Below are 23,312 nucleotides of genomic sequence, written 5' to 3'. Positions count from 1 at the left end.
GGGCGCCGGAGGGTCGTAAACCAGTCAGGACGGTGAACGAAGGGGAAGAGGTCGGGAAGAAACCGGGCAGAGACGGGAGAAGTCGGGCCGGGGGTCACGGGCGTTACCGGGGGAGACCCCCGGGTGCCGGGTGGGTCTCAGTGGATGATGCCGGTCCGCAGGGCCACCGCGACCATCCCGGCGCGGTCGCCCGTGCCGAGTTTGCGGGCGATGCGGGCGAGGTGGCTCTTGACGGTCAGCGCGGACAGTCCCATGGAGACGCCGATCGCCTTGTTGGACTGGCCTTCCGCGACCAGTCGCAGCACCTCGACCTCGCGGCCGGAGAGCTCGCGGTAGCCGCCCGGGTGACTCGGGGCACCCGGGGGGCGGCGGTGCAGACGGGCGGCGGAGCCCATGGGGGCGGCACCGGGTCGGCTGGGGAGGCCGAGGTTGGTGCGGGTGCCGGTGACGACGTAGCCCTTGACACCGCCCGCGAGGGCGTTGCGGACGGCGCCGATGTCGTCGGCGGCGGAGAGGGCGAGCCCGTTGGGCCAGCCCGCGGCGCGGGTCTCCGACAGCAGGGTGAGGCCGGAGCCGTCGGGCAGGTGGACGTCGGCGACGCAGATGTCGCGGGGGTTGCCGATGCGGGGACGAGCCTCCGCGATGGACGAGGCCTCGATGACGTCGCGCACACCGAGCGCCCACAGATGGCGGGTGACGGTGGAGCGGACGCGCGGGTCGGCCACGACCACCATGGCGGTGGGCTTGTTCGGGCGGTAGGCGACCAGGCTTGCGGGCTGCTCGAGGAGAACGGACACCAGGCCTCCTGGGTGGGGGACGGGAGCCGGCTCGCGGGGCTTGTGGGGAGGAAGCCGGGACGAACCGTGCTTTCAAGGTCACAGTCGTCTTCGGCAGCGAACCCGGGGTCCTTTAGAGAATGATCACGATCTAGTGAGTAACAATACGTGCAATTCGGACACGCGATCGATCATCCGAAGATCGAGTCGGTTTAAGTGGGTGTCTTACGGGATCGAAAATGGCCGTATCGACAAAGAGATGGTCAACGTGACTGGGGCCCCCTGCGCTGCGGCAGCGTCACCACCGACGCGTCCCCCGGACCGGCCGGCGGCAGCCCCGCCACCTGCGCCAGCAGATCGCACCAGGACGCCAGGTGCGCCCCCGCCTCCGGGACCCCGCCCAGCCCCTCGCGCGGGGTCCAGGAGGCCCTGATCTCGATCTGGGAGGTCGCCGGGCGCTCCGCCAGCCCGCCGAAGTAGTGCGAACTCGCGCGCGTGACGGTCCCGCTCGGCTCGCCGTACGTCAGCCCGCGCGCCTGCAGCGCGCCGGTCAGCCACGACCAGCACACCTCCGGCAGCAGCGGGTCCGCGGCCATCTCCGCCTCCAGTTCGGCCCGGACGAGGGTCACCAGCCGGAACGTTCCGCGCCAGGCGTCGTGCCCGGCCGGGTCGTGCAGCAGCACCAGCCGGCCGTCGGCCAGGTCCTGGTCGCCGTCCACGACCGTCGCCTCCAGCGCGTACGCGAACGGGGCGAGCCGCTTCGGGGCCGGTGTCGGCTCCGCCTCGATCTGCGGCCGCAGCCGGGCCGCCCTCAGCTGGTCGACGGCCGCCCGGAACGGCGGTGGAGCCGACCTGGTCCCATCCGGGTCCCCCTCGTTCGCGTCATCCATCCCGCCAGCGCCGTCCGACAGTCGTCCCTGAGCCGCAGCCATGCGGGGAAGATTAAGGGGAACGGGGCCTTCGCGCAGGGCAAGACACCCGTGCGGGGCTCGCGGACGGGTGCGCGCTGGGCGAACAGGCGCACGGGCCGCGCACGGCCGAGGCACCCCACGGAGGCGGGGCGCGGGCAGGGCGTGGGCGAGGCGGGGGGCGGCCTCACGGCCTCCGGCGCCGTGCGAGACTTGCCGTCGTGAGTGCGAACGAGAGCCCGGCGGGCCGGAAGCCGACAGCGACCTACGACAGTGCCTTCCTGAAGGCGTGCAGGCGTGAACCGGTGCCGCACACGCCCGTGTGGTTCATGCGGCAGGCCGGGCGGTCCCTGCCGGAGTACCGCAAGGTCCGCGAGGGCGTTCCGATGCTCGAGTCCTGCATGCGGCCCGAGCTGGTCACCGAGATCACCCTCCAGCCGGTACGCCGGCACGACGTGGACGCGGCGATCTACTTCAGCGACATCGTCGTCCCGCTCAAGGCCATCGGCATCGACCTCGACATCAAGCCGGGCGTCGGCCCGGTCGTCGAGCGCCCGATCCGCACCCGCGCCGACCTCGCCCAGCTGCGCGACCTCACCCCCGAGGACGTCTCCTACGTCACCGAGGCCATCGGCCTGCTGACCGCCGAACTCGGCGCCACCCCCCTCATCGGTTTCGCGGGCGCTCCTTTCACCCTCGCGAGCTACCTCGTCGAGGGCGGTCCGTCCCGCACGTACGAGAACGCCAAGGCGATGATGTACGGCGACCCCGAGCTCTGGGCCGACCTGCTCGACCGCCTCGCGGAGATCACCTCCGCCTTCCTGAAGGTGCAGATCGAGGCCGGCGCCAGCGCCGTACAGCTCTTCGACTCCTGGGCCGGCGCGCTCGCCCCGACCGACTACCGCCGCTCGGTGCTGCCCGCCTCCGCGAAGGTCTTCCGCGCGGTCGAGGGGTACGGCGTCCCGCGCATCCACTTCGGGGTCGGCACCGGCGAGCTGCTTCGGCTGATGGGCGAGGCCGGGGCGGACGTCGTCGGCGTCGACTGGCGCGTCCCGCTCGACGAGGCGGCCCGCCGGGTCGGCCCCGGCAAGGCGCTCCAGGGCAACCTCGACCCGACCGTCCTGTTCGCCGGCACCGAGGCCGTCGAGGCCAAGACCCGCGAGGTCCTCGACACGGCCGCCGGCCTCGAGGGCCACGTCTTCAACCTCGGCCACGGCGTGATGCCGTCCACCGACCCGGACGCGCTCACCCGGCTCGTCGAGTACGTCCACACGCAGACCGCCCGCTGACCCCTCTCACCAGCTGTGCCGGGGGCGCGCCCGTCTGCCGAACAGCAGACCGCGCGGCTCCGGCGGCGGGGGTGTGCCCGGCTTGAGCGGCCAGGCGAGCACCATGCCGGCCAGGAAGCCGACGACGTGCGCCGCGTACGCCACGGTGCCGGCGCCGGACACGCCCTCCCCGGAGGAGTACACCGCCTGGAGCACGAACCAGAAGCCCAGCACCAGCCAGGCCGGCAGCCGCAGCGGCAGAAACACCAGAAACGGCACCAGCACCCACACCCTGGCCTTCGGATACAGCACCAGGTAGGCGCCGAGCACCCCCGCGATCGCCCCCGAAGCACCGATCAGCGGATCGGTCGAGCCGGCGTTGAGCAGGGCGAAACCGTACGACGCCGCGTAGCCGCAGGCGCCGTAGAAGAGGGCGAAGCGGACGTGCCCCATGCGGTCCTCGATGTTGTTGCCGAAGATCAGCAGGAACAGCATGTTGCCCAACAGGTGCAGCCAGCCGCCGTGCAGGAACATCGCGCTCAGCACGCTCAGCGCGGGCGACTTGTCGTAGCCCGGCGGGGCCAGCGCACAGCCCGCGCCGCGTACGTCACCGGTGGGGACGAGCTGGGGGAGCTGATGGTGGATCAACTCCCGTGGTACGGCGGCGTAGTGCTCCAGAAAGGCGTGCAGATGACACGTCTGGGCCAGGCTGCTGTCGCCCGCCGTGGAGCCGGACAGGCCGGGCATGAACAGGAAGACGAAGACGTTCGCCGCGATGAGGGCGTACGTCACCACCGGCGTGCGGCGTACGGGATTCACGTCATGGACGGGGATGACCACAAGGAAGTTCTGCCCCCGATCCGTTCGACGAACCGGTGAACGGGAATCCCCAGGGGCGCGTATGAACCGTCAACTGCTCGCGGCACGAGGAAGGCGGGCCGCGAGGACGACGTGAGGAACAGGCGATGAACGACCGAGTTACTCCCCCCATGCACGCCACTCCCGACGGCGAGGCGGAGATCTCCCTGGTGATCCGGCTCCCCTGGGAGGACGTGGCACGGCTCGGCCAGGAGGCCGGGCGGCTCGCCGCGCAGATGCAGCGGCCGGTGACGCTGGACGAGGCTGTCAGCAGCCGTCTGCGGTCACGGCCGGCACCCGCGGCGCACGCGAAGCCCGCCGAGCAGCCGGCCGCAGCGGCGGTTTCCGCGCTGCCGCGACTGAGCGGAACCGCTTGAGAATCATTGCGGGGTCCGCCTGAGGAACATTGCGGGATCCGCTTGAGCAACGTTTACGGGGTCCGGACGCGCGAGGTCCGGGTGCGCCAGGCCCGGGCCGGGTGAGCGGGGGACGGTGGCGCGGCTCCCCGCGCCGCTCGGGCCGGTCACCCCGACGCCGGGCCGGGCTAGCGGCCGCGAACCTTCGCCGACGCCTTCCTAGCCGCCACCAGTACGGGATCCCACACCGGTGAGAACGGCGGCGCGTACCCGAGGTCCAGGGCCGTCATCTGTTCCACCGTCATCCCGGCAGTCAACGCCACCGCCGCGATGTCGACGCGTTTGCCCGCGCCCTCCCGCCCGACGATCTGCAGGCCCAGCAGGCGGCCCGTCCGTCGCTCGGCGAGCATCTTGACCGTCATGGGGGAGGCGCCGGGGTAGTAGCCGGCCCGGCTGGTCGACTCGATGGTGACCGCTTCGTACCGGAGGCCGACGCGACGGGCGTCCTTCTCCCGGAGCCCGGTGCGGGCGATCTCCAGATCGCACACCTTGCTGACGGCCGTACCGACCACGCCGGGGAACGTGGCGTACCCGCCCCCGACGTTGGTGCCGATGACCTGGCCGTGCTTGTTCGCATGGGTGCCCAGGGCGATGTGGCGCTCCTGGCCGGAGACCAGGTCCCGGACCTCGACGCAGTCGCCGCCGGCCCAGACCGTCCCGTCGGCGAGGGGCCCGCGCACCCGCATCGCCAGGTCCGTGAGGAGCCCGCCGTGCGGGCCCAGGGGCAGGCCCGCGGCCTTCGCGAGCCCGGTCTCGGGGCGGACCCCGATGCCCAGCACCACCACGTCCGCCGGATACTCGGCGTCCTCGGTGACCACCGCCCGCACGTGACCGTCCTCGGCGGTGCGCAGTGCGGTGACCTCGGTGTCGTTCACCATGGTGATGCCCAGGCCCTCCATGGCCCGGCGCACCAGCCGCCCCATGTCCGGGTCGAGGGTCGACATGGGCTCGCTGCCCCGGTTGACGACCGTCACCTCGTAGCCGTGCTTGATGAGCGCCTCGGCCATCTCCACGCCGATGTAGCCCGCCCCTACGACCACGGCCCGCTTCCCCCGCGCGCGTGCCAGCGTGTCGATGAGGGCCTGCCCGTCGTCCAGGGTCTGCACGCCGTGCACGCCCTCCGCGTCCACGCCCGGCAGGTCCGGCCGGATCGGGCGGGCCCCGGTGGCGATCACGAGCTTGTCGTACGACGTCCAGGACTCCGCCCCGGAATCCAGCGCACGCGCGCGTACCCGCCGCCCCGCGACGTCGATCTCCATGACCTCCGTACGCAGCCGCAGATCGATCCCCCGCGCGCGGTGTTCCTCGGGCGTGCGGGCGATCAGATCGTCCCGCTCGGTGACGTCACCGCCCACCCAGTACGGGATGCCGCACGCGGAGTAGGACGTGAAGTGGCCGCGCTCGAAGGCCACGATCTCCAGCTCTCCGGGCCCCTTCAGACGGCGGGCCTGGGACGCCGCGGACATGCCCGCGGCGTCCCCGCCGATCACCACCAGTCGCTCGATGCTCATACGAACACGCTACGGGGGACTCCCAGTTCAGCGCTGCTCAGGCTCGCCCGCCCCGGCCCCGGTCTGCCCTGCCCCGGTCTGCCCGGCCTCCGCCGGCGCGCCCCCGGTCTGCCCGGGGACGCTCAACCGGGCCCAGTTCGCCTCGGCCGCCCTGCGGCGCGGTCGCACCAGTCGCAGCCACGCCAGCACGAGCAGGACGCCCACCGCGAGGAACGGCAGCGCCGCGCCGAACACGACGGCGATCCAGCGCAGCATCGTCACGAACGCGTCCCAGCCGCCCGCCAGCGCGTCCACGAACCCGGGATCGTCGTCCTCGGCGGCCGGGACGACCGGCTTCTCCGAGAGGGTCAGCGTGACGGTCGCCAGGCTCGTGCGGTCCTTCAGGGACGCCTGCTGGGCGAGCAGCGCCTCCAGGTCGGACTCCCGGCTGCTCAACTCGCCCTCCAGGGTGACCACGTCGCTCAGCTTGGTGGCCCGGTCCATCAGCTCGCGGACCCGGGCGACGCTGGCTCGCTGCGAGGTGATGCGGCTCTCGACGTCGACGACCTGGTCGGTGACGTCCTGCGCCTTCGCCGTGCGCTCCAGGAGCTTGCCCGCGCCCTGCAGGGCGGCGAGGACGTCGTCGTACTTCTCGACGGGCACCCGCAGCACCACCCTGGTCCGCTCGGCGCCGTCCTCGTCCCGGACGGTCGTCTCGTCGCCGATGTAGCCGCCCGCGTTCTCGGTGGTCGCGCGAGCCTCGTCCAGGGCCTTCGGCACGTCCTTGACCTGCACGGTCAGGGAGGCGGTGCGGATGATGCGGTTGACGGTGAGGTCGGGTGCCGAGGTGGCCTTCGAACCGCTCGCGCCCGCGCCCTCCTTCGCGTCCTGCGCGGCGTCCACGTCACCGGCGCCGGCCTCCCCGGCGGCGGCCTTGTCGGCCGTGCTGTCCGCGCCCGAGTCGGCGGCGCCGCTGCATCCGGTGAGTGCGAGGGCCGCGGCCAGCAGGATCCCGGCCAGGGCGTGGGAGGGCCGTGCGGAACGCCGTACGGAGCGTCCTGCGGAACGTCGTGTGCGCATGTGGGTCTACCCCCGAGATGGTGACGACTTTGACGCTCCTTCGACGCCCGGGCGGGCCGGGACGTTGGCGCGGATCGGTTCCGAACAGGTCACGGTCGGGACGCGGGGAGGACACCGGGCCGCGACGGGGGTGTCAGTGGGGTCTGAGAGAGTGGACGCATGAGCTCAACGGGTACGGGCACGGGGCAGCGCGTCATCGTCGTCGGAGCCGGGATCGCCGGGCTGGCCGCCGCCCACCGGCTGCTGCGGCGCGGGGCGCGGGTCACCGTCCTCGAGGCCTCCGACCGGGTGGGAGGCAAACTGCTGCCCGGCGAGATCGCGGGCGTGCGCGTGGACTTCGGCGCCGAGTCGATGCTCGCCCGCCGGCCCGAGGCGATCGCCCTCGCGCGCGAGGTGGGCCTCTCCGACCGCCTCCAGCCGCCGGCCACCGCGACGGCCTCGATCTGGACCCGCGGCGCGCTGCGCCCCATGCCCAAGGGCCACGTCATGGGCGTGCCCGGCACGGCGACCGCCCTCGCCGGAGTCCTCTCCGACGAGGGGCTCGCCCGGATCGAGCGCGACGCCGACCTCCCCCGCACCGAGGTCGGGGACGACGTGGCCGTCGGGGAGTACGTGGCGGCGCGCCTGGGCCGCGAGGTCGTCGACCGCGTCGTCGAACCGCTCCTCGGCGGGGTGTACGCCGGTGACGCCTACCGGATCTCGATGCGCTCCGCCGTCCCGCAGCTCTACCAGGTGGCACGCACCCACACCTCGCTGACGGAGGCCGTCCGCGAGATCCAGGCGAAGGCCGCCGCCAACCAGCAGACCGGCCCGGTGTTCATGGGTCTCGAGGGCGGGGTGGGCTCCCTGCCGCTCGCGGTCGCCGAGTCCGTGCGGGCGCGCGGCGGCGAGATCCACACGCGCGTACCCGTGACCGGACTGCGCCGCGCACCCGGCGGGGGCTGGCTCGTCACGGCGGGGGAGCGGGTACTGCCCGCCGACGCCGTGGTCGTCGCCGTGCCCGCGCCGGCCGCCGCCGCGCTGCTGGCCGCCGAGTCCCCCGGGGCCGCCGCCGCACTGCGCACGGTGGAGTACGCCTCCATGGCTCTGGTCAGCCTCGCCTACCGGCACGCCGACACCGCCGACGCCCTGCCCGACGGGAGCGGTTTCCTCGTCCCGCCGGTCGACGGACGCACCATCAAGGCGTCCACCTTCTCCTCCCGGAAGTGGGGCTGGATCGCCGACGAGGACCCGGACACGGTCGTGCTGCGCACCTCCGTGGGGCGGTACCGCGAGACGGAGATCCTGGGTCGCGAGGACGCCGACCTGGTCGATGTCTCCCGGCACGACCTGCGCGCGGCCACGGGCCTGGACGCGACGCCTCTGGAAACCCGCGTCACCCGCTGGACGGACGGCCTGCCGCAGTACCCGGTCGGCCACCACGCGCGCGTGGCCCGCATCCGCGAGCACGTCGCCGAGCTCCCCGGCCTCGCGGTCTGCGGCGCCCCGTACGACGGCGTGGGCATCCCGGCCTGCATCGCGAGCGCGTACGCGGCGGTCGACCAACTGGGCGGTGACCTGAGCGCCGCACGGGAGCTCGCGGCCCACCCGGTGCAGAGTCTGCACGGCGGAGCGGGAGAATGAATGCCATGAGTGACGACGCCCCCACCACCGAGTCCGGCAGGGTCCCGAACAAGGGCAAGCTGGCCAAGGACCTCAACGAGGTCATCCGCTACACGCTGTGGTCCGTCTTCAAGCTGAAGGACGTGCTGCCCGAGGACCGCGCGGGTTACGCCGACGAGGTCCAGGAGCTGTTCGACCAGCTCGCCGCCAAGGACGTGACGATCCGCGGCACCTACGACGTGTCCGGCCTGCGCGCCGACGCCGACGTCATGATCTGGTGGCACGCCGAGACCGCCGACCAGCTCCAGGAGGCGTACAACCTCTTCCGCCGTACGAAGCTGGGCCGCGCTCTGGAGCCGGTCTGGTCGAACATGGCGCTGCACCGCCCCGCCGAGTTCAACCGCTCGCACATCCCGGCGTTCCTCGCCGACGAGACACCCCGCAACTACGTGAGCGTCTACCCCTTCGTGCGCTCCTACGACTGGTACCTGCTGCCCGACGAGGACCGTCGCCGCATGCTCGCCGACCACGGCAAGATGGCCCGCGGCTACCCGGACGTCCGCGCCAACACCGTCGCCTCGTTCTCGCTGGGCGACTACGAGTGGCTCCTGGCCTTCGAGGCCGACGAGCTGTACCGCATCGTCGACCTCATGCGCCACCTGCGCGCCTCGGAGGCCCGTATGCACGTCCGCGAGGAGGTCCCGTTCTACACGGGCCGCCGCAAGGACCTCACGGAGCTGGTCGCGGGCCTCGCCTGATCAGCGCCCCGGCCGGGCGGCGCGCTGCGCGGGAGCGACCGCCGGCTCGGGTTCCGGGTGCGGTGCGCAGGCCGCGCGCCGCACCGGGAGCCTGCCCTCCAGCAGGTACGCCTCCAGGTGGCCGTTGACGCACCGGTTGGGGCCGCCCGCGATGCCGTGCGTGCCGGCGTCCCGCTCGGTCACCAGCACCGAGCCCGTCAGCCGCCGGTGCATCTCCAGCGCCCCGGCGTAGGGCGCGGCGGCGTCCCGTTCGGAGGCCAGGATCAGCGTCGGCGGCAGCTCCCCCGGACCGGTCCGCACGTCGACCGGCTGCTGCCGGGGCGCCGGCCAGTACGCGCACGGCAGGTTCGCCCACACGTTGTCCCACGTCTCGAACGGCGCGACGCGCGCCAGCCGCGTGTTGTCGCGGTCCCAGACCCTCCAGTCCGTCGGCCAGGGCGCGTCGTTGCACTCCACGGCCGTGTACACGGCATTGGCGTTCTCCGCCTCCGCGGCGGCCTCCCGCACCGGCCCGGCCTGCGCGATCAGCTGCTTCGGATCACCCTTCAGGTACTCCGACAGCGCCTGCGCCCGGGCGGGCCAGTAGTCGTCGTAGTACCCGGCCTGGAGGAACGCGCCCTGGAGCTGCCCCGGCCCCACCTTCCCGCCGGCCGGCTCCGCGGCCAGCCGGGCGCGCGCCCGCTCGTAGCTGGTCAGCACCGCGTCCGCCGTGCCGCCCAGGCCGTACACGTCGTCGTGCCGCGCGATCCACTCCCGGAAGTCCGTCCAGCGGCTCTCGAACGCCGCCGACTGGTCGAGATTGTTGCGGTACCAGATCTGCTCCGGGTCCGGGTTCACGGCCGCGTCGAACACCATCCGCCGCACGTGGGAGGGGAACAGCGTCGCGTAGACCGCACCGAAGTAGGTGCCGTACGACGCCCCCATGAACGTCAGCCGCTCCTCGCCGAGCGCGGCGCGCAGCACGTCCAGGTCGCGGGCGTTGTTGAGCGAGTTGTAGTGCCGCAGGGCGCTGCCCGACCGTTTCGCACAGCCCTGCGCGTACGCCTTCGCCTGCGCGATGCGCTCCCGCTTGTACGACTCCGAGGGGTGGTCCGGGGCGGGGGCGGGGCCCTTGAAGAAGCGCTTGGGATCCTGGCAGGACAGCGGCGCCGAACGGCCGACCCCGCGCGGCTCGTAGCCCACGAGGTCGTAGGCCGCCCCGATGCGCTTCCACTCCGGCAGCAGCCCGATCAGCGGGAAGTACAGGCCCGAGCCGCCGGGACCGCCCGGGTTGAAGACCAGCGCGCCCTGCCGGGGCACCCGGCGCTTGCTGTTGTGCGGGTCCCGGTGGGTGGCCCGCACCCGGCTGACGGTGAGCTCGATCTGCTTGCCGTTCGGGGCCGCGTAGTCGAGCGGGACGGAGACCGTGCCGCACTGCATGCTGCCGGGCAGGTCCTGCGCCTCGGAGCACTTGCCGAAGTCGACGCCCTTCGCCGCGGCCCGGGCGGCGGTCAGCGCGACACCGGGCGAGCCGGACAGGCCGCCGGTGTTCGGGGCGCCGCCCGCCGGGACGGTGGAGAGGGCGGTCAGCAGGAGGGCTCCTGCGGCCGAGTGGAGGGCGGCGGCTCTCATCGGGTGTCCCTTCGGTGCACGGCGGCGACAAAAGGGATGGTTGGTTCGACCGTGGGGGAAGGCAAGCACCATCGGCGGGTGTCGGCGCCAATGCCCCTTGTGCGCCCCCCGGTGGTCGAGCGCGCCCTGCCTCAGTCCCGCCCGTACTGCTCACGATGAGCGAAGGCCGCCCGCAGGTCCGGCTCGCCCACCGCGCGGATCCCGCGTACGGCGACGGAGGTCAGATAGGTACGGTCGTCCCCCGTGCCGCCGGTGCGCCGCGCCAGCGCGCCCAGCAGCCGCTGCCCGGCCGGGGAGGCCCAGCGCGAGTACGGATGCACCTCCACCCGCGCGATGGCGAGGCAGCTCAGCGTGAGCGCCAGGGGCAGCGCGAACCAGAGCGCGACGAGGTTGCGGGGCATGTCCGGGGTGGCGGGCACCAGCAGTGCGATGGCGCCCAGCGCGAGAACGGCCACGGCTGCGGCCCGTACCTGCCGCACCCCGGCCGCGACCGTCGTGCGGGCCCCGTCGGGCACCGCGAGACCGGCCCGGACCAACCGGTCGGCGAGCCCGCCCACCGCGTCCGCGGCGGCCGCGGCAGCCCGCGCCGGGGCGATACGGGACTGTCCCTCGGGCCCGATGGCCCCTATGACCGACCGCTCCATCTCGTCCCGCCCGCGCGGGTCCACCACGGTCGCCCATCCCGTGCGGGCGAGCACCAGCCGCCGCTGCCGCGCCATGGAGACCATGGTCAGGTCGGCGACCCTGCCCGGACCACCGGACAGGAAGGCCGCCTCGTAGAGCGTCAGATCATGCCCCCGGCCCGCGTTCTCGTCGACGGCGGCCGCTCGTACGGCGGCCAGGCACAGCCGTGTGCACGCCGCACCCGCGACGGCCCATGCCAGCAGCAGGAGAAGCACCCAGACCATGCCGCGTTTCTATGCCATCCGCACCGAGAAACACCATGCCCTGTTCACCATCCGGACCGAGCGTTGTGGGTCTGTGACGTTCCGCTTGCCTCGCCCGGTCCTCGGAAAACGGTCTCGCAACCGGTGTCAGCCGCCGGGCGGCGGGCTGGCCGCGGCCGGCGGGAGCGTATAGGTGGGATGCGCCGAGGGTGCCACCGGCACGGCGGACCCGGGGTCGGCCGTCGGGCCCGGCGGGCCGGGGGAGCGGGTGATCGGCGGCGTGCTGCCGGCGGCCATGTCCCGGGCGAGGGCGTCGAAGTCGACGAACCCGGTGGCCTCCAGGATCTTGATGTGGTCCAGCACGGTGGTGTTGGCGTCGTCAGCGAGCTCGCGTACCAGCGAGTTGCGGGTACTGGCCCGCACCTGGGCGACGACGGAGAACACCCGTCCGTGCGCGAGACGCAGGATGTTGGCGAACTTCCAGTCGTACTGCCGGCCCTGCGCCGCGTCGAGCTCGCTCAGCCAGCCCTGCTGCTGCTCGTTGGGCTCGTTCGGCAGCGCCAGACCCAGCTGGGAGGCGACGGTGCGCACCCGCTCGTCCAGGAAGGTGTGCCCCTCGACCAGGTGCCGGCCCGCCGTCCGTACGGCCTCGGTCGTGCCCTTGGACTGCGCCTGCTGACCGGCGGGCAGCTCCCACAGCCCCGCCAGCCGGACCTTCGTGACGAACTCCCGGTCCAGCGCGGACAACGGCCCGTACTGCGTCGACACCGTCTGCGCGTTCAGTACGTCCACTCCGGTGCCCGACCGGTCGGCGTACGACCAGATCGGGAAGACCAGCGCCGCCAGGGTCGCCGCCAGGCCCGTGATGATGAGCCCGGTTCCGCTGAAGATGCCTCTGCCCTGGACGGGGGGTCGCGGCCGCATGGGGTGCCTCCTGCTCGCGGCACTGCACGCTAGTGCGCTTCGGTTGCTGGACTGGCTGGCATATTACTGCGCCTGCGCTGCCAACTGCCGTACGGGGGCAAACGGTTACAACGGGGCTATGGTGGGCGAAAGGGGAGGAACGGACTGGGCTCCAGAACGGGAGAAAAGATATGAAAACGGCGCAGGAGCGGTGCGGGAACGGTTTCGGTGCGCGTTGCGGGCCGTGGGGTGTTAAACCCGGCACATCCGGGCGGCCCACGGCCCGGGTTCCTCACCGTCGGATCAACGTCCGCCCCACTCGTCCCACCTGTCCCAGCCGTGACTTCGGTCTGGGTGCGGGGCCCGAGCGGTCCAGCCACCAGCGCCGCAGTTCGCGGCGGGCCCGGCCCTCCGTCAGCCGTCCTCCCAGGAGCGTCTCCTCGGCGAAATCGAGGGCGTCCTGCCGGTAGCCGCCGTGCATCGGGTGGCCTTGGGCGTAGGCGATGAACGCGGTGCGGTAACCGTTTCCGAGAATCAGCGGCAGCTCCGGAGCCACCTTCGCCACCACGTCCGCCCGCTTCGCCGCCAGCGCCCGGGCCTGCACGCCGAGTCGCACCCGGTCGAACCCCTCGGGGACCGGCGTCCCGGCGACCAGGGCGGACAGCAACGCCGCCTGCGCGAGGCCGAGGCGCTGACGAGTGTCCTCGTCGAGCGCGGTCGGGCCCGGCTCGGAGGTGGGCGGGGCGAAATCGTCCCCGGTCGCGGTCTTGGTCCCGATCTCGACCCCGGTGCTCGTCCCGGTCCCGGTCCCGGCCCCCGTTGCCGTCTTCGTCGCGCCGTGCTTGCCCGTGGTCGAAGAAGCTCGCGCGAGGGCGGCCTCCTGCTCGCCGGCTTCGACGGCGGCCCTGATCGTGCCCAACTCCCGCTCCAGTTCGGCCGGTTCGGGGAAGTTTTCGTCCCGCTCCAGCAGCACCCCCGGCGGTGACACCCGGGAGGCGAGATCGGTGAGGATGTCGAGGACCGGCCGGGGCACCGGGTGGGCGTGACTGTCGTGCCAGACGCCGTCCCGCTCGAAACCGCCTGCTACATGGACGTAGGCGATGGCTTCCAGGGGCAGTTCGGCGAGCGCCTTGGCCGGGTCCTCGCCCCGGTTGACGTGGTTGGTGTGCAGGTTGGCCACGTCGATGAGCAGCCGTACGCCCGTGCGGTCGGCCAGCTCGTACAGGAACTGTCCCTCGGTCATCTCCTCACCGGGCCACGCGATGAGCGCGGCGATGTTCTCGACGGCGAGCGGCACGGGCAGCGCGTCCTGCGCGATGCGCACGTTCTCGCACAGCACATCGAGGGCGTCGCGGGTACGCGGCACCGGCAGCAGATGTCCGGCCTCGAGCCGCGGGGACGCCGTCAGGGGGCCGCCCGCGCGGACGAACGCGATGTGCTCGGTGACCAGCGGCGAACCCAATGCCTCGGCCCGCTCGGCGAGCGCGGCCAGTCGTCCCGCGTCGGGCCGCTCCGCATCGCCCAGCCCGAGCGAGACGCCGTGCGGGATCACGGTGACCCCGCGCTCGCGCAGCCGGAGCAGCGAGTCGGGCAGGTGCCCGGGGCACACGTTCTCGGCGACGGCCTCGACCCAGTCGATGCCCGGCATGCGCTCCACGGCGTCCGCGATCTCCGGCCGCCAGCCGATCCCCGTCCCCAGTCGCCTCATGGTCCCCGCCTCCTTCGTGCCCCCTGCGTGGTGACGGTGGTATGGCCCCGCCACCGACTCCCGAACCGCCCGCCACCCTCCTTCAGAGCAACATTTGAGGTTCGGGCCGGAGGCCGGAGGGGCGGAGGCCGGAGGGGCGGAGGCCGGGGAGACGCGGGGGCGTCGGCAGACGGGGCGGTGGGCTGCGGTGAGCTCCGGGGCTCCGGGCTGCGGTGAGCTACCGGGTACGGGGTACGGGGTACCGGACTAGCGGGCCCGCAGGGCCGGGTGGTCGGCGACCACCGTGCAACTGCCCGGCGCGATCTCGGTGAACCCGGCGTCCCGCACCAACGGCAGCCCGCTCTCCGTCAGCTCACGCCACCGTCGGGGATCCGCGGTCCGCACGGCGAGCGGAAAACCCGCCTCGCGCCATGCGGTCCGCTCCGCGTCCGACAGCTCCCACCAGGCGAGCTGCGCGCCGTGTCCGGCCTGCGCCATCGCCTTGCCCGCGGACATGCCGACCTCCGGGTTCTGCCAGATCACCGGAGCCGTCGGGTCGATGTCGACCGGCGGTTCCGGATCCTCGAGATCGGTTCCGGAAACCTGGAGCTTCGCGAGGTCCTTGGGCCAGCCGTCCAGCGGAACAGGCGGGAAAACCCTTACTTCCGCCGCCTTGCCCGTGACCGTGATGCCGGGCAGCGCCTCCGCCCGCCGCCACTCGGCGCCCCGCGCCCGCCGCACCACCTTGCGGATCCGGGCGTCCTGCCAGTCACGCACGTCCGCCGCCCACTCGCCCTCGCCCAGTGCCCGCTCGTCGGCGAGGAGTGTCAGTACGGCACGCGCGGCAGTCTCCAGCGCGTCCGTGCGCGCCGGCGGGTCGGCACGCTCGATACGGACCACCAAAGGCAGGACGAACTGCGGAGCCTCGTCCCGGGTCGAACGCTCGGAACGGAAGGGGCTGTCGCCGGGAACGGCCGGATCACTGGTCACGTCCTCCAGTCTGCCAGGTGGAAGATCCCTGCGACCGCGAGTGAAAGGACGGTCCGCATGCCACGTGAGCTACGGCTGGAGGCCGTGGGCCGCCGCTACGGCGTGCGCGGCCCCTGGGTGTTCCGCGACGTGCACCTGCACCCGGCCCCCGCCGCTCTCACCCGCATCGAGGGCCCCAACGGCACCGGGAAGTCCACCCTGCTCCGCCTGCTCGCCCGCATCGACGCCCCGACCGAGGGCAAGGTCACCGGCGCCCTCCGAACCGCCTACGTTCCCGAACGTTTCCCCGCCGCCCTCCCCTTCACCGCCCTCGGCTACCTCACCCACCTCGGCGCGGTCCACGGGCTGTCCCGAACGGCGGCCGAGCGCGCCGCGGGCGACTGGCTGGACCGTTTCGGCGCCACCGCACACGCCCACACCCCGATGGGCCGCCTCTCCAAGGGCAGCAGCCAGAAGGTCGCCGTGGCACAAGCGCTCCTCGCCGAACCGGAGTTGCTGATCCTGGACGAGGCCTGGACCGGACTCGACACCGACGCACGCGCCGAACTCGAACGTGCCGTCGCCGAACGGACCGCCGCCGGATCGGCCGTCGTCTTCGTGGACCACGACCCCCGCCGCCTCGCCGGCCGGGCGGACGCCGAGTACACGGTCCGCGACGGCACCCTCCACCGCCGTACCGCAGCGGAACCGACCACCACCCCCGAGGGCCCGCACATGACCATCGAGGTGCACGGCCCGACCGCCCCGCTCCCACCGGAAGCGCTCCGCCTGGCCACCGTCACCGAGGAGACGGCCGACCGCACCCACCGGCTCACCGTCCCCGCCTCCCACTCCGACGTCCTGCTCCGCGCCCTGCTGACCGCCCGCCCGCCGTGGCACGTGGTGAGCGTCCGTCAGGACGGGAGCCGCCACCGATGACCGCCCTGCTGCGCTATCAGACCGCCCTGCTCCTGCGCTCGCAGCGCTGGCTGCCGCCGTTCCTCCTCTACGCGGTCTTCCTGGGCGTCGGGGTGCAGGGAGGCCAGCCGCTGCTGGACTCGCTCGGCTACACGGCGGCGTTCCTGCTGCCCGTCGCCGCCTGGCTGGTACGGATCTGCGTCACCAACGAGCCCCCGGCCGCCCGCACCGTCGTCGCGGCGGCGGTCGGGCCCGGGCGGGCACACCTGGCCTGTGTCCTGGTCGCGCTGACCACGGCCGTCGTGCTCGGTACGACGGCGACGGCGATGGTCACGTTCATCAGCGATCCGGTCGGCAGCGACCACGACAAGCGGGTTCCGGTCCTGGAGGCCGCCGGCGCCGGACTGCTCGCCACCCTGACCTGCGCGCTGCTCGGCGCGGCCGTGGGCGCGCTCACCGCCTGGCCCGTGCTGCGCTCGCCCGGCCGCGCGGTCCCCGCACTGCTGCTGGCGGCACTGCTGGCGCTGGTGGTAACCGGTTCCCCGGCGCAGGCGGCGGTGAGCGGCCTGGTCAGCGGCTCCCAGTCGGCGACCGTCCACGTGCCGCTCCTGCCCTTGGCCGCGGCAGCCCTGCTGAGCGCGGTAGCGACGGCCGTGGCGTGCGCGCTTACGTCACGTCGATCGCCGGGAGGAGAATCGCCGTGAGGGGAGGGGAGGGGAGGTTGTTGCGGAAGCGGTTACTCGGCTTGCGTAGCGGCAAACGAACGCGAGCCGGTGAGATGCCCTGGTAACCGATTGCGGGGGCCAGCGAGCGAATGGGCGCTGGTAACCGATTACGTGTCGATGAGAGGACCACGCGCCGGTAACCGATTACGCGTCCGTGAGGCGATCACGCGCCGGTAAGCGATCTCGAAACAGCGACGGGGCGCTCGTCGACGCCGACCCACCAGCCACCGGTTACTCTGCGGCCAAGCACCCGGTTACCCGCCCGGAAAGTAACCGGTTGTGGGGAGCGAACGGGCATCGCGAGCAAACGGTTACCGCGAGAGCAACCGGGCACTCCGGGCAACCGGTTACCCCGAGCACGCAGTCCGCTGCGCCTCCTGCCACTCGCACACCGGGCACAGCGTGATCCCCTTGTACGACTCCGGATACTCCGTCGGCTTCCGGCACAGCACGCACTCCGCGTACGGCGGCCTGTCGGCCCTGGGCGGCGTGGTCGCGTCAATCAGGCAGTACTCCCGGTCACCGTCGTCGCTCATCCCTCCAGCGTACGTAAGGCGATGACGGCGTACGAGCCGCAGGTCGCGACGTGCGAGGTGCGCGCGGCGTCCAGGCGGCCTGCGGGGTCGGGTTGGGTCGGGTCGGGTCGGGTCGGGTCGGTTGGGCGTACGGGGGTTCACCGTCGTCCGCTCGCCGCCCCGATCAGTTCGGACACCTTCACGAACTGGTACCCCTGACGGCGCAGCTCCGGGACGATCGTCCGCACCGCCCGCTCGGTCGTCGGGGCGGCGCTGCGTGTGCAGTGCATGACGACGACGGAGCCGGGCCGTACCCCCTCCAGCACCTGCCGGGCCACCGCGTCCGCGTCGGTCGCGAACGCGTCCCCGCTCACCACGTCCCACTGCACCGCGGTCACGCCCATGCCGCTCACCGCGCGCAGCGCCCGCCGGTCGTAACAGCCGCCGGGGAAACGGAAGTAAGGCATCGCGTTCGGCACCCCGGCCTTGCGGAAGGCCGTGAACGCCCGTTCCACGTCCGCGCGCATCCTGTCCTCGGGGACGGTCGGCAGGCCGTAGCAGTCGTCGGTGAAGGCGTAGTGGCTGTAGGAGTGGTTGGCGACCTCGAAGCGGGGGTCGTGGCCGAGGGAGCGGGCCTGGTCCGGGTACTCCTCGGCCCAGCGGCCGGTCATGAACACGGTGGCCGGTACCTTCAGCGTGCGCAGTGCCGCGATCAACCCGGGGTTGTCGAAGTGCTCGCCGGCCGCCGCGCGGGCTCCCTGGTCGGCGGTCATGTCGGCGTCGAAGGTGAGGGCGATCCTCTTGTCGGCGGTGCGGGGCGCGTTGCTGAACACGGGCGTGAGGCCGGCCGGACCGGGGGCCAGCGTGGGGGGCCGGGTGGGGGCGAGGGAAGCGTGCGCGGGGGCGGGCGGACGTGCGGCATGTGATGCGTGAGGGGTGCCGCATGCGGTGAGGGGGGCGAGTGAGACCCCGAGAGCGCAGAGGGCGGCGAGGTGGCGTACAGGAAGGATCATCGTATGAAGTTATGAGGATTGCGCTGTCATTTGTTGCGTTATATGACCGCGCCCCTGGTCGTGTCACCCGCCCGGGCTCTCGGTCCCCCCGGGAGGCGCCCGGGCAGGCGGGAGCGCGGAATGTTCGCCGCGCCGGTGTTTCCCGTGACGTCACCCCGGGGTCTGGCGGGGCGGGAGCTGCCCGCCGGGAGCTGCCCCGCCTGGAACTGCCCCGCCGGCAGCTGCCCCGCCGGCAGCTGCCCTGCCGGGAACTGCTGCGCCGGGAGCTGTCCCACCGGGGGCCGGATGCCGGGCGCGCCGGTCAGGGCCCCGCCGTGGCGGGGCCCCACTCGCGGATCCGGACTAGCGCCGCCAGGGCCCCGTGACGGCGAAGGTCGTCCCTGGGGTGTAGCAGTTGACGTACATCGTGTCGCCGTCGGGGGAGAAGGTGACGCCGGCGAACTCGCCCCACTCGGGGGCCTGCGGCGTTCCGATGTTCTGGCGGCCCCGCGCCATCGCGTACACCTTGCCGCCCCTGGTCACGCCGAAGACGTGCTGGGCGCCGTTGCCGTCCTCGCAGACCATCAGGCCGCCGCTGGGCGCCAGGCAGATGTTGTCCGGTGACTCGCCCGGGAGCTGGATGTCCGTGTCCGGGCCGAAGACGATGACGAGGGTGAGGCGGCGGAGCTTGGGGTCGTACCGCCAGATCTGACCGAAGTGGTCGGCCGCCGAGCCGTCCGCGCCGCGCGCGAACGAGGACACGAAGTACACGCACCGCCCGCCCCAGTAACAGCCCTCGAGCTTCTGGGCGTGGGTGATGCCCTTCGGGCCGAAGTCCTGGAGACGGACCGGGGTTTCGACGGCGAGGGGGTCCGGTACGTCGACCCACTCGATGCCGTCGAAGGTGGCGCCCGTCTCCTGGATCGAGGACAGGTCCGGAACACCGGGAACACGCATCGCCTGGAGGCGGCCGCCCGCGCGCAGCGAGCCCGCCCCGCCCAGCGGCTTCTTCGGGAGAAAGCGGTAGAAAAGGCCGAACGGCTCCAGAAACGCGTCCTCGGTTTCGTAAACGATTCCGAGACGCGGGTCGACGGCGATCGCCTCGTGCTGGAAGCGTCCCATCGCGGTCAGCGGGACGGCCCCGCTGCGGCGCGGGTCGGACGGGTCGACCTCGAAGATGAAGCCGTGATCCTTTGTGTAACCGTTTGTGCCGGCTTTGTCCTCGGTCTCCTCGCAGGTCAGCCAGGTGTGCCACGGGGTGGGCCCGCCCGCGCAGTTGACGGCCGTACCGGCGATGGCCACCCGCTCGGCGAGCACGTTGTTCCGGGAGTCCAGGGTCAGGGCGGTGCAGCCGCCCTTGCCCGCCGGGTCGTAGGTCAGGCCTTCGACCGTGGGGACGGCGAACTTCGCCGTGGGGCGGTTCTCGTGGTTGCGGACCAGGTGGACGCGACCGCCCCGGCCGGGCAGGGCCGTCATGCCGTCGTGGTTCGAGGGCACCGGGCCCTCGCCGGAGCGCAGCGGGTCGCCCTCGCGGGAGAGCACCCGGTAGCGGAAGTGCGCGGGAAGGTCGAGCAGGCCGTCCTTGTCGGGTACGAGAGGGCCGTAGCCGTCGCGGCCGAGGCCCTGCGCGGCGGCGGTGCCCGCGAAGAGATCGGTGAGGGCGCCGGTGAACGCGATGCTCGCGCCCACTCCCAGGGCACCGGTACCGGCGAGGATCTGACGTCGTGTCGCAGACATGGGAAAACCTTCCTGCTGGCGGACAGGAACTGTGATCCCGCTGTGTCTATCACCCGGAGTGCGCCCCGGGAACCACGCGCGTAGCTCGTGTCACTCCTCCACATCCTTCGGGGAGGGTGGCGGTGCGGGCGGCAGCGGCGGTTGTTGCTGCGGTTGTTGTGGCGACGGGTGCGGTGCTCCTTGCTGTGGCTGTTGTGGGAGCGGTTGCTGGGCCTTTTCCAGGAAGCGCAGCAGTTCCACCGGGAACGGCAGCACCAGCGTGGAGTTCTTCTCGGCGGCGACCGCCACCACCGTCTGGAGCAGCCGCAGCTGGAGCGCGGCGGGCTGCTCGGACATCTCCTTCGCCGCCTCGGCGAGCTTCTTCGACGCCTGGAGTTCGGCGTCGGCGTTGATGATCCGGGCCCGCCGCTCGCGGTCGGCCTCGGCCTGCCGGGCCATCGACCGCTTCATCGTGTCCGGCAGGGACACGTCCTTGATCTCCACCCGGTCGATCTGCACGCCCCAGCCGATGGCGGGGCTGTCGATCATCAGCTCCAGGCCCTCGTTGAGCTTCTCCCGGTTCGACAGCAGGTCGTCCAGCTCGCTCTTGCCGATGATCGAACGCAGTGAGGTCTGGGCCATCTGCGAGACGGCGAAGCGGTAGTCCTCGACGTTGATGATCGCGGCGGCGGCGTCCACCACCCGGAAGTACACCACCGCGTCGACCCGCACGGTCACGTTGTCGCGGGTGATGCCCTCCTGGGCGGGGATGGGCATCGTCACGATCTGCATGTTGACCTTGCGCAGCCGGTCCACGGCCGGGACCACCAGGGTGAACCCCGGCGGGCGGACCTCGCCGCGCAGCCGGCCGAGCCGGAGGACGACCCCGCGTTCGTACTGCTTGACGACCCGCGCCGCCGCCCCGAGGTACACAAGGCCTCCGGCGGCGACCGCCGCGGCCGCGCCCAGCAGCTCCTGGAGCATGACGACCTCCTCGGCAAGAGGCCCGTAAGAGCGTTTCCGTCTGCTTCTGTCTGCTCTGTAACGATATGCCCGCTGTCCGGCCCGGGGCCACGCCCCGAGTCCCGGGCCGGACAGCGCGCGGGGCGGGCTACACGGTAGTCACCGGTTCCGTGACCTTCACCGGCTCCGTGCCGACCGCACTGTGCCGCTCGGCCCAGGTCTCCAGCGCCGTACGGCAGGCGTGGTCGAGGTGGTGCAGACCGGAGAGGTCCAGCTCGACGGGGCGGTCCTGCGGGAGGGCCTCCAGGCTGTCGAGGATCTTCGGCAGACGCAGGAACGTCGCGTTGCCCGACAGATACGCCTGGACGGGGCCTGCGCCCTTGTCGACGACCTCCAGCCTGAGGTGCGAGGCCTCCCAGGCCGTCTTGGCGACGGCCAGTGCGAGACCGATCAGCACGCCCTCGAACATGCTGACCGCGACGATCGACACGGCCGTGACGACCAGGATCAGCGCCTCGCCGCGGTGCTCGCGCCACAGACCCACGACCGCCCGCACGGGCACGAGCTTGGCGCCCGCGTGCACGAGGATGCCGGCCAGCGCCGGGATGGGTATGTACGCCAGAACGTTCGGCAGCAGCGCCGCGAACAGCAGCAGCCACACGCCGTGCAGGACGCGCGACGCCTTCGTCCGCGCGCCCGCCTGCACGTTGGCCGCGCTGCGCACGATCACCGCGGTCATCGGCAGCGCGCCGAGCGCTCCGCAGATCGCGTTGCCCGCGCCCTGTGCCATCAGCTCCTTGTCGTACTCGGTGCGCGGACCGTTGTGCAGCCGGTCCACCGCCGCCGCGCTGAACAGCGACTCGGCGGACGCGATCAGGGTGAACGCGACGATCGTGCCGAGCAGGCCGACGTGCGCCAGCTCGCCGAAGGAGCTCAGTGACGGCGGCTGGACGGAACCGAGCAGGCCCTGCACCTCGACCGTGGCCACGGGCAGGTTCAGCAGCAGGGCGGCGAGTGTGGCCAGGCCCACCGCGGCGAGCGGGCCGGGCACCGTACGCACCTTCGCCGGCAACCGCTTCCACAACAAGAGCACCGCGATGGTGCCGATGCCGATCGCGAGCGAGGCCGGCGCGGAGGTGGTGCCGACCGCGTCCACGACGGCCTCGGGCAGTCCGGCGATCTTCCCGAGGCCGGACGACGGCGCCTTGGCGCCCGCCATCGCATACAGCTGACCGGCGATCAGCACCAGGCCGATTCCGGCCAGCATGCCCTCGACGACCGAGACCGAGATGGCCCGGAAGTAGCGGCCCAGTTTCAGGGCGCCCATGGCCAGCTGGAGGACGCCCGTGGCGAGGACGATCACTCCGAGGGCGGGCAGGCCGAACTCCTGCACCGCCTCGAAGACCAGCACGGTCAGTCCGGCCGCCGGACCGGACACCTGGAGGGAGCTGCCCCGCAGCAGACCGGTGACGAGGCCGCCGACGATGCCGGTGACGAGCCCCAGCTCGGCCGGCACGCCGGAGGCCACGGCCACGCCCACACACAGCGGCAGCGCGACCAGGAAGACGACGAGAGAGGCGGCGAAGTCCTGCTTGAGGTGGGGGAACCGGGATATTCGCCCGGCGGGCTTCTGGTCCGTCGCGGCGCTCACAGGGCCTCGAAACCGTCGGTGTCCACACGGTGTTCGCGTACGGCACCGGTGTGCACCTCGTAGTACCAGCCGCGCACCCGCAGCCGGCCGTCGGCCAGGCGCTTCTCCACGCACGGGTAGGAGCGCAGCCGCAGCAGCTGGGCGAGTACGTGGTTCTGCACCGCCCGCATGACCGTGGGGTCGTCGGGGTCGGCGTTCCCCGGTTCGTCCGCGGCGTGCGCGAGCCAGTCGCGTACGGCGGGGACGCCGTCGAGGTCGTCGCCGCGCACCAGCGCGCCGACGGCACCGCAGTGCGAGTGGCCGCAGACGACGACGTCCTGGACGCCGAGCACCTCCACGGCGTACTCGATGGTGGCCGCCTCGCCGGTGGGGCGGTCGGAGCCGTAGGGGGGAACGATGTTGCCCGCGGTGCGCAGCTCGAAGAGCTCGCCGGGACGGGCGCCCGTGATCAGGGCGGGAACGACCCGCGAGTCGGAGCAGGTGATGAACAGGACCTGGGGGGACTGGCCGGCTGCGAGTTTGGCGAACTCCTCAGGGCGCTGTCCGAACGTACGGGCGTTGTCGATGAGGGGCTGCATGACGTGGTGACTCCTCCTGGCGCGCCGTGGGGGCGCGTCGG

At 72.5% G+C, this 23,312-nt stretch carries 22 protein-coding genes; 6 read left to right on the top strand and 16 right to left on the bottom strand.

The window, feature by feature from the left end; translation table 11 throughout:
* Positions 1 to 137: 137 nt before the first annotated feature.
* Both ACFVYS_RS40465 and ACFVYS_RS40460 read right to left on the bottom strand, forming a co-directional pair.
* Entirely contained in the window at positions 138 to 797 is a 660-nt protein-coding gene (locus ACFVYS_RS40465) for a response regulator transcription factor (protein WP_020125228.1), read from the bottom strand.
* Positions 798 to 1,039: 242 nt separating this feature from the next.
* The gene (locus tag ACFVYS_RS40460) at positions 1,040 to 1,708 is read right to left on the bottom strand and encodes a DUF3000 domain-containing protein (RefSeq protein WP_389510436.1); all 669 of its coding nucleotides are present in this window, start codon (positions 1,706 to 1,708) and stop codon (positions 1,040 to 1,042) included.
* Between the two features lie 197 nt (positions 1,709 to 1,905).
* Between ACFVYS_RS40460 and hemE the strand changes: the two genes are divergently transcribed.
* Positions 1,906 to 2,973: a uroporphyrinogen decarboxylase gene (gene hemE, locus ACFVYS_RS40455; RefSeq protein WP_327185597.1), complete on the top strand. Its 1,068-nt coding sequence runs from the start codon at positions 1,906 to 1,908 to the stop codon at positions 2,971 to 2,973.
* A 6-nt stretch (positions 2,974 to 2,979) separates the two neighbouring features.
* Here hemE and ACFVYS_RS40450 read toward each other — a convergent pair whose 3' ends face one another.
* Positions 2,980 to 3,792 carry a rhomboid family intramembrane serine protease gene (locus tag ACFVYS_RS40450; protein WP_389510433.1) on the bottom strand — a complete coding sequence of 271 codons (813 nt, stop codon included), beginning with the start codon at positions 3,790 to 3,792 and terminating at the stop codon, positions 2,980 to 2,982.
* Positions 3,793 to 3,917: 125 nt separating this feature from the next.
* Between ACFVYS_RS40450 and ACFVYS_RS40445 the strand changes: the two genes are divergently transcribed.
* Positions 3,918 to 4,187, top strand: coding sequence for a hypothetical protein (locus ACFVYS_RS40445; RefSeq protein WP_028806059.1), 270 nt, complete (start codon positions 3,918 to 3,920; stop codon positions 4,185 to 4,187).
* Positions 4,188 to 4,354: 167 nt separating this feature from the next.
* Here the strand turns inward: ACFVYS_RS40445 and ACFVYS_RS40440 are convergent, their stop codons facing one another.
* Positions 4,355 to 5,737 (bottom strand): FAD-dependent oxidoreductase, encoded by a 1,383-nt coding sequence (locus tag ACFVYS_RS40440; protein ID WP_389510431.1) that lies wholly within the window; start codon positions 5,735 to 5,737, stop codon positions 4,355 to 4,357.
* A 27-nt stretch (positions 5,738 to 5,764) separates the two neighbouring features.
* Positions 5,765 to 6,796, bottom strand: coding sequence for a DUF4349 domain-containing protein (locus ACFVYS_RS40435; RefSeq protein WP_389510429.1), 1,032 nt, complete (start codon positions 6,794 to 6,796; stop codon positions 5,765 to 5,767).
* A 159-nt stretch (positions 6,797 to 6,955) separates the two neighbouring features.
* Here ACFVYS_RS40435 and hemG point away from each other — a divergent pair, with 159 nt between their 5' ends.
* A complete protein-coding gene (hemG, locus tag ACFVYS_RS40430; RefSeq protein ID WP_389510427.1) occupies positions 6,956 to 8,419 on the top strand; it encodes a protoporphyrinogen oxidase in 1,464 nt (487 codons plus the stop codon).
* A 5-nt stretch (positions 8,420 to 8,424) separates the two neighbouring features.
* Entirely contained in the window at positions 8,425 to 9,156 is a 732-nt protein-coding gene (gene hemQ, locus ACFVYS_RS40425; protein ID WP_389510425.1) for a hydrogen peroxide-dependent heme synthase, read from the top strand.
* Here hemQ and ACFVYS_RS40420 read toward each other — a convergent pair whose 3' ends face one another.
* The 5 genes from ACFVYS_RS40420 to ACFVYS_RS40400 form a co-directional block, all read right to left on the bottom strand.
* A complete protein-coding gene (locus tag ACFVYS_RS40420) occupies positions 9,157 to 10,767 on the bottom strand; it encodes an alpha/beta hydrolase (protein ID WP_389510423.1) in 1,611 nt (536 codons plus the stop codon). It abuts the gene before it with no gap.
* 131 nt (positions 10,768 to 10,898) lie between these two features.
* On the bottom strand, positions 10,899 to 11,675 hold the full coding sequence (locus ACFVYS_RS40415; protein ID WP_389510421.1) for a TIGR04222 domain-containing membrane protein: 777 nt from the start codon (positions 11,673 to 11,675) through the stop codon (positions 10,899 to 10,901).
* A gap of 126 nt (positions 11,676 to 11,801) precedes the next feature.
* Positions 11,802 to 12,578, bottom strand: a complete 777-nt coding sequence (locus ACFVYS_RS40410) for a DUF4142 domain-containing protein (RefSeq protein ID WP_389510420.1) — start codon at positions 12,576 to 12,578, stop codon at positions 11,802 to 11,804.
* A 271-nt stretch (positions 12,579 to 12,849) separates the two neighbouring features.
* Positions 12,850 to 14,265 carry a DUF692 domain-containing protein gene (locus ACFVYS_RS40405; protein WP_389510418.1) on the bottom strand — a complete coding sequence of 472 codons (1,416 nt, stop codon included), beginning with the start codon at positions 14,263 to 14,265 and terminating at the stop codon, positions 12,850 to 12,852.
* A 246-nt stretch (positions 14,266 to 14,511) separates the two neighbouring features.
* Positions 14,512 to 15,234 carry a peptidyl-tRNA hydrolase gene (locus tag ACFVYS_RS40400; RefSeq protein WP_362575849.1) on the bottom strand — a complete coding sequence of 241 codons (723 nt, stop codon included), beginning with the start codon at positions 15,232 to 15,234 and terminating at the stop codon, positions 14,512 to 14,514.
* Between the two features lie 57 nt (positions 15,235 to 15,291).
* Between ACFVYS_RS40400 and ACFVYS_RS40395 the strand changes: the two genes are divergently transcribed.
* Positions 15,292 to 16,152, top strand: a complete 861-nt coding sequence (locus tag ACFVYS_RS40395) for an ATP-binding cassette domain-containing protein (protein WP_389510417.1) — start codon at positions 15,292 to 15,294, stop codon at positions 16,150 to 16,152.
* Positions 16,149 to 16,835: an ABC transporter gene (locus ACFVYS_RS40390; RefSeq protein ID WP_389510415.1), complete on the top strand. Its 687-nt coding sequence runs from the start codon at positions 16,149 to 16,151 to the stop codon at positions 16,833 to 16,835. Before ACFVYS_RS40395 ends, ACFVYS_RS40390 begins: the two co-directional genes overlap by 4 nt.
* Positions 16,836 to 17,203: 368 nt before the next feature.
* Here ACFVYS_RS40390 and ACFVYS_RS40385 read toward each other — a convergent pair whose 3' ends face one another.
* The 6 genes from ACFVYS_RS40385 to ACFVYS_RS40360 form a co-directional block, all read right to left on the bottom strand.
* Positions 17,204 to 17,392, bottom strand: coding sequence for a hypothetical protein (locus ACFVYS_RS40385; RefSeq protein ID WP_389510413.1), 189 nt, complete (start codon positions 17,390 to 17,392; stop codon positions 17,204 to 17,206).
* A gap of 137 nt (positions 17,393 to 17,529) precedes the next feature.
* Complete coding sequence (locus ACFVYS_RS40380) at positions 17,530 to 18,384, bottom strand: polysaccharide deacetylase family protein (RefSeq protein WP_389510411.1); 855 nt, start codon at positions 18,382 to 18,384, stop codon at positions 17,530 to 17,532.
* A gap of 342 nt (positions 18,385 to 18,726) precedes the next feature.
* The gene (locus tag ACFVYS_RS40375) at positions 18,727 to 20,100 is read right to left on the bottom strand and encodes an alkaline phosphatase PhoX (protein WP_389510409.1); all 1,374 of its coding nucleotides are present in this window, start codon (positions 20,098 to 20,100) and stop codon (positions 18,727 to 18,729) included.
* 90 nt (positions 20,101 to 20,190) lie between these two features.
* Positions 20,191 to 21,063 carry a slipin family protein gene (locus ACFVYS_RS40370; protein WP_389510407.1) on the bottom strand — a complete coding sequence of 291 codons (873 nt, stop codon included), beginning with the start codon at positions 21,061 to 21,063 and terminating at the stop codon, positions 20,191 to 20,193.
* 127 nt (positions 21,064 to 21,190) lie between these two features.
* Positions 21,191 to 22,693, bottom strand: coding sequence for a SulP family inorganic anion transporter (locus ACFVYS_RS40365; protein WP_389510405.1), 1,503 nt, complete (start codon positions 22,691 to 22,693; stop codon positions 21,191 to 21,193).
* Positions 22,690 to 23,271 (bottom strand): carbonic anhydrase, encoded by a 582-nt coding sequence (locus tag ACFVYS_RS40360; protein WP_389510403.1) that lies wholly within the window; start codon positions 23,269 to 23,271, stop codon positions 22,690 to 22,692. The genes ACFVYS_RS40365 and ACFVYS_RS40360 overlap by 4 nt, the downstream gene beginning before the upstream one ends.
* Between the last annotated feature and the right edge of the window lie 41 nt (positions 23,272 to 23,312).

Source organism: Streptomyces sp. NPDC058295 (assembly GCF_042880655.1).
GTDB lineage: Bacteria > Actinomycetota > Actinomycetes > Streptomycetales > Streptomycetaceae > Streptomyces > Streptomyces coriariae.
The sequence above is the reverse complement of the archived record's forward strand: the minus strand, read 5'-3'. Positions and strand labels throughout refer to the sequence as shown.

Bases quoted from the DNA above. Each gene is read 5' to 3' on its own strand.
- ACFVYS_RS40380 (WP_389510411.1), bottom strand. From the start codon at position 18,384: ATGATCCTTCCTGTACGCCACCTCGCCGCCCTCTGCGCTCTCGGGGTC.
- ACFVYS_RS40385 (WP_389510413.1), bottom strand. From the start codon at position 17,392: ATGAGCGACGACGGTGACCGGGAGTACTGCCTGATTGACGCGACCACG.
- ACFVYS_RS40395 (WP_389510417.1), top strand. From the start codon at position 15,292: ATGCCACGTGAGCTACGGCTGGAGGCCGTGGGCCGCCGCTACGGCGTG.
- ACFVYS_RS40375 (WP_389510409.1), bottom strand. From the start codon at position 20,100: ATGTCTGCGACACGACGTCAGATCCTCGCCGGTACCGGTGCCCTGGGA.
- ACFVYS_RS40405 (WP_389510418.1), bottom strand. From the start codon at position 14,265: ATGAGGCGACTGGGGACGGGGATCGGCTGGCGGCCGGAGATCGCGGAC.
- hemQ (WP_389510425.1), top strand. From the start codon at position 8,425: ATGAGTGACGACGCCCCCACCACCGAGTCCGGCAGGGTCCCGAACAAG.
- ACFVYS_RS40460 (WP_389510436.1), bottom strand. From the start codon at position 1,708: ATGGCTGCGGCTCAGGGACGACTGTCGGACGGCGCTGGCGGGATGGAT.
- ACFVYS_RS40440 (WP_389510431.1), bottom strand. From the start codon at position 5,737: ATGAGCATCGAGCGACTGGTGGTGATCGGCGGGGACGCCGCGGGCATG.
- ACFVYS_RS40435 (WP_389510429.1), bottom strand. From the start codon at position 6,796: ATGCGCACACGACGTTCCGCAGGACGCTCCGTACGGCGTTCCGCACGG.
- ACFVYS_RS40420 (WP_389510423.1), bottom strand. From the start codon at position 10,767: ATGAGAGCCGCCGCCCTCCACTCGGCCGCAGGAGCCCTCCTGCTGACC.
- hemG (WP_389510427.1), top strand. From the start codon at position 6,956: ATGAGCTCAACGGGTACGGGCACGGGGCAGCGCGTCATCGTCGTCGGA.
- ACFVYS_RS40410 (WP_389510420.1), bottom strand. From the start codon at position 12,578: ATGCGGCCGCGACCCCCCGTCCAGGGCAGAGGCATCTTCAGCGGAACC.
- ACFVYS_RS40390 (WP_389510415.1), top strand. From the start codon at position 16,149: ATGACCGCCCTGCTGCGCTATCAGACCGCCCTGCTCCTGCGCTCGCAG.
- ACFVYS_RS40445 (WP_028806059.1), top strand. From the start codon at position 3,918: ATGAACGACCGAGTTACTCCCCCCATGCACGCCACTCCCGACGGCGAG.
- ACFVYS_RS40415 (WP_389510421.1), bottom strand. From the start codon at position 11,675: ATGGTCTGGGTGCTTCTCCTGCTGCTGGCATGGGCCGTCGCGGGTGCG.
- ACFVYS_RS40360 (WP_389510403.1), bottom strand. From the start codon at position 23,271: ATGCAGCCCCTCATCGACAACGCCCGTACGTTCGGACAGCGCCCTGAG.
- ACFVYS_RS40370 (WP_389510407.1), bottom strand. From the start codon at position 21,063: ATGCTCCAGGAGCTGCTGGGCGCGGCCGCGGCGGTCGCCGCCGGAGGC.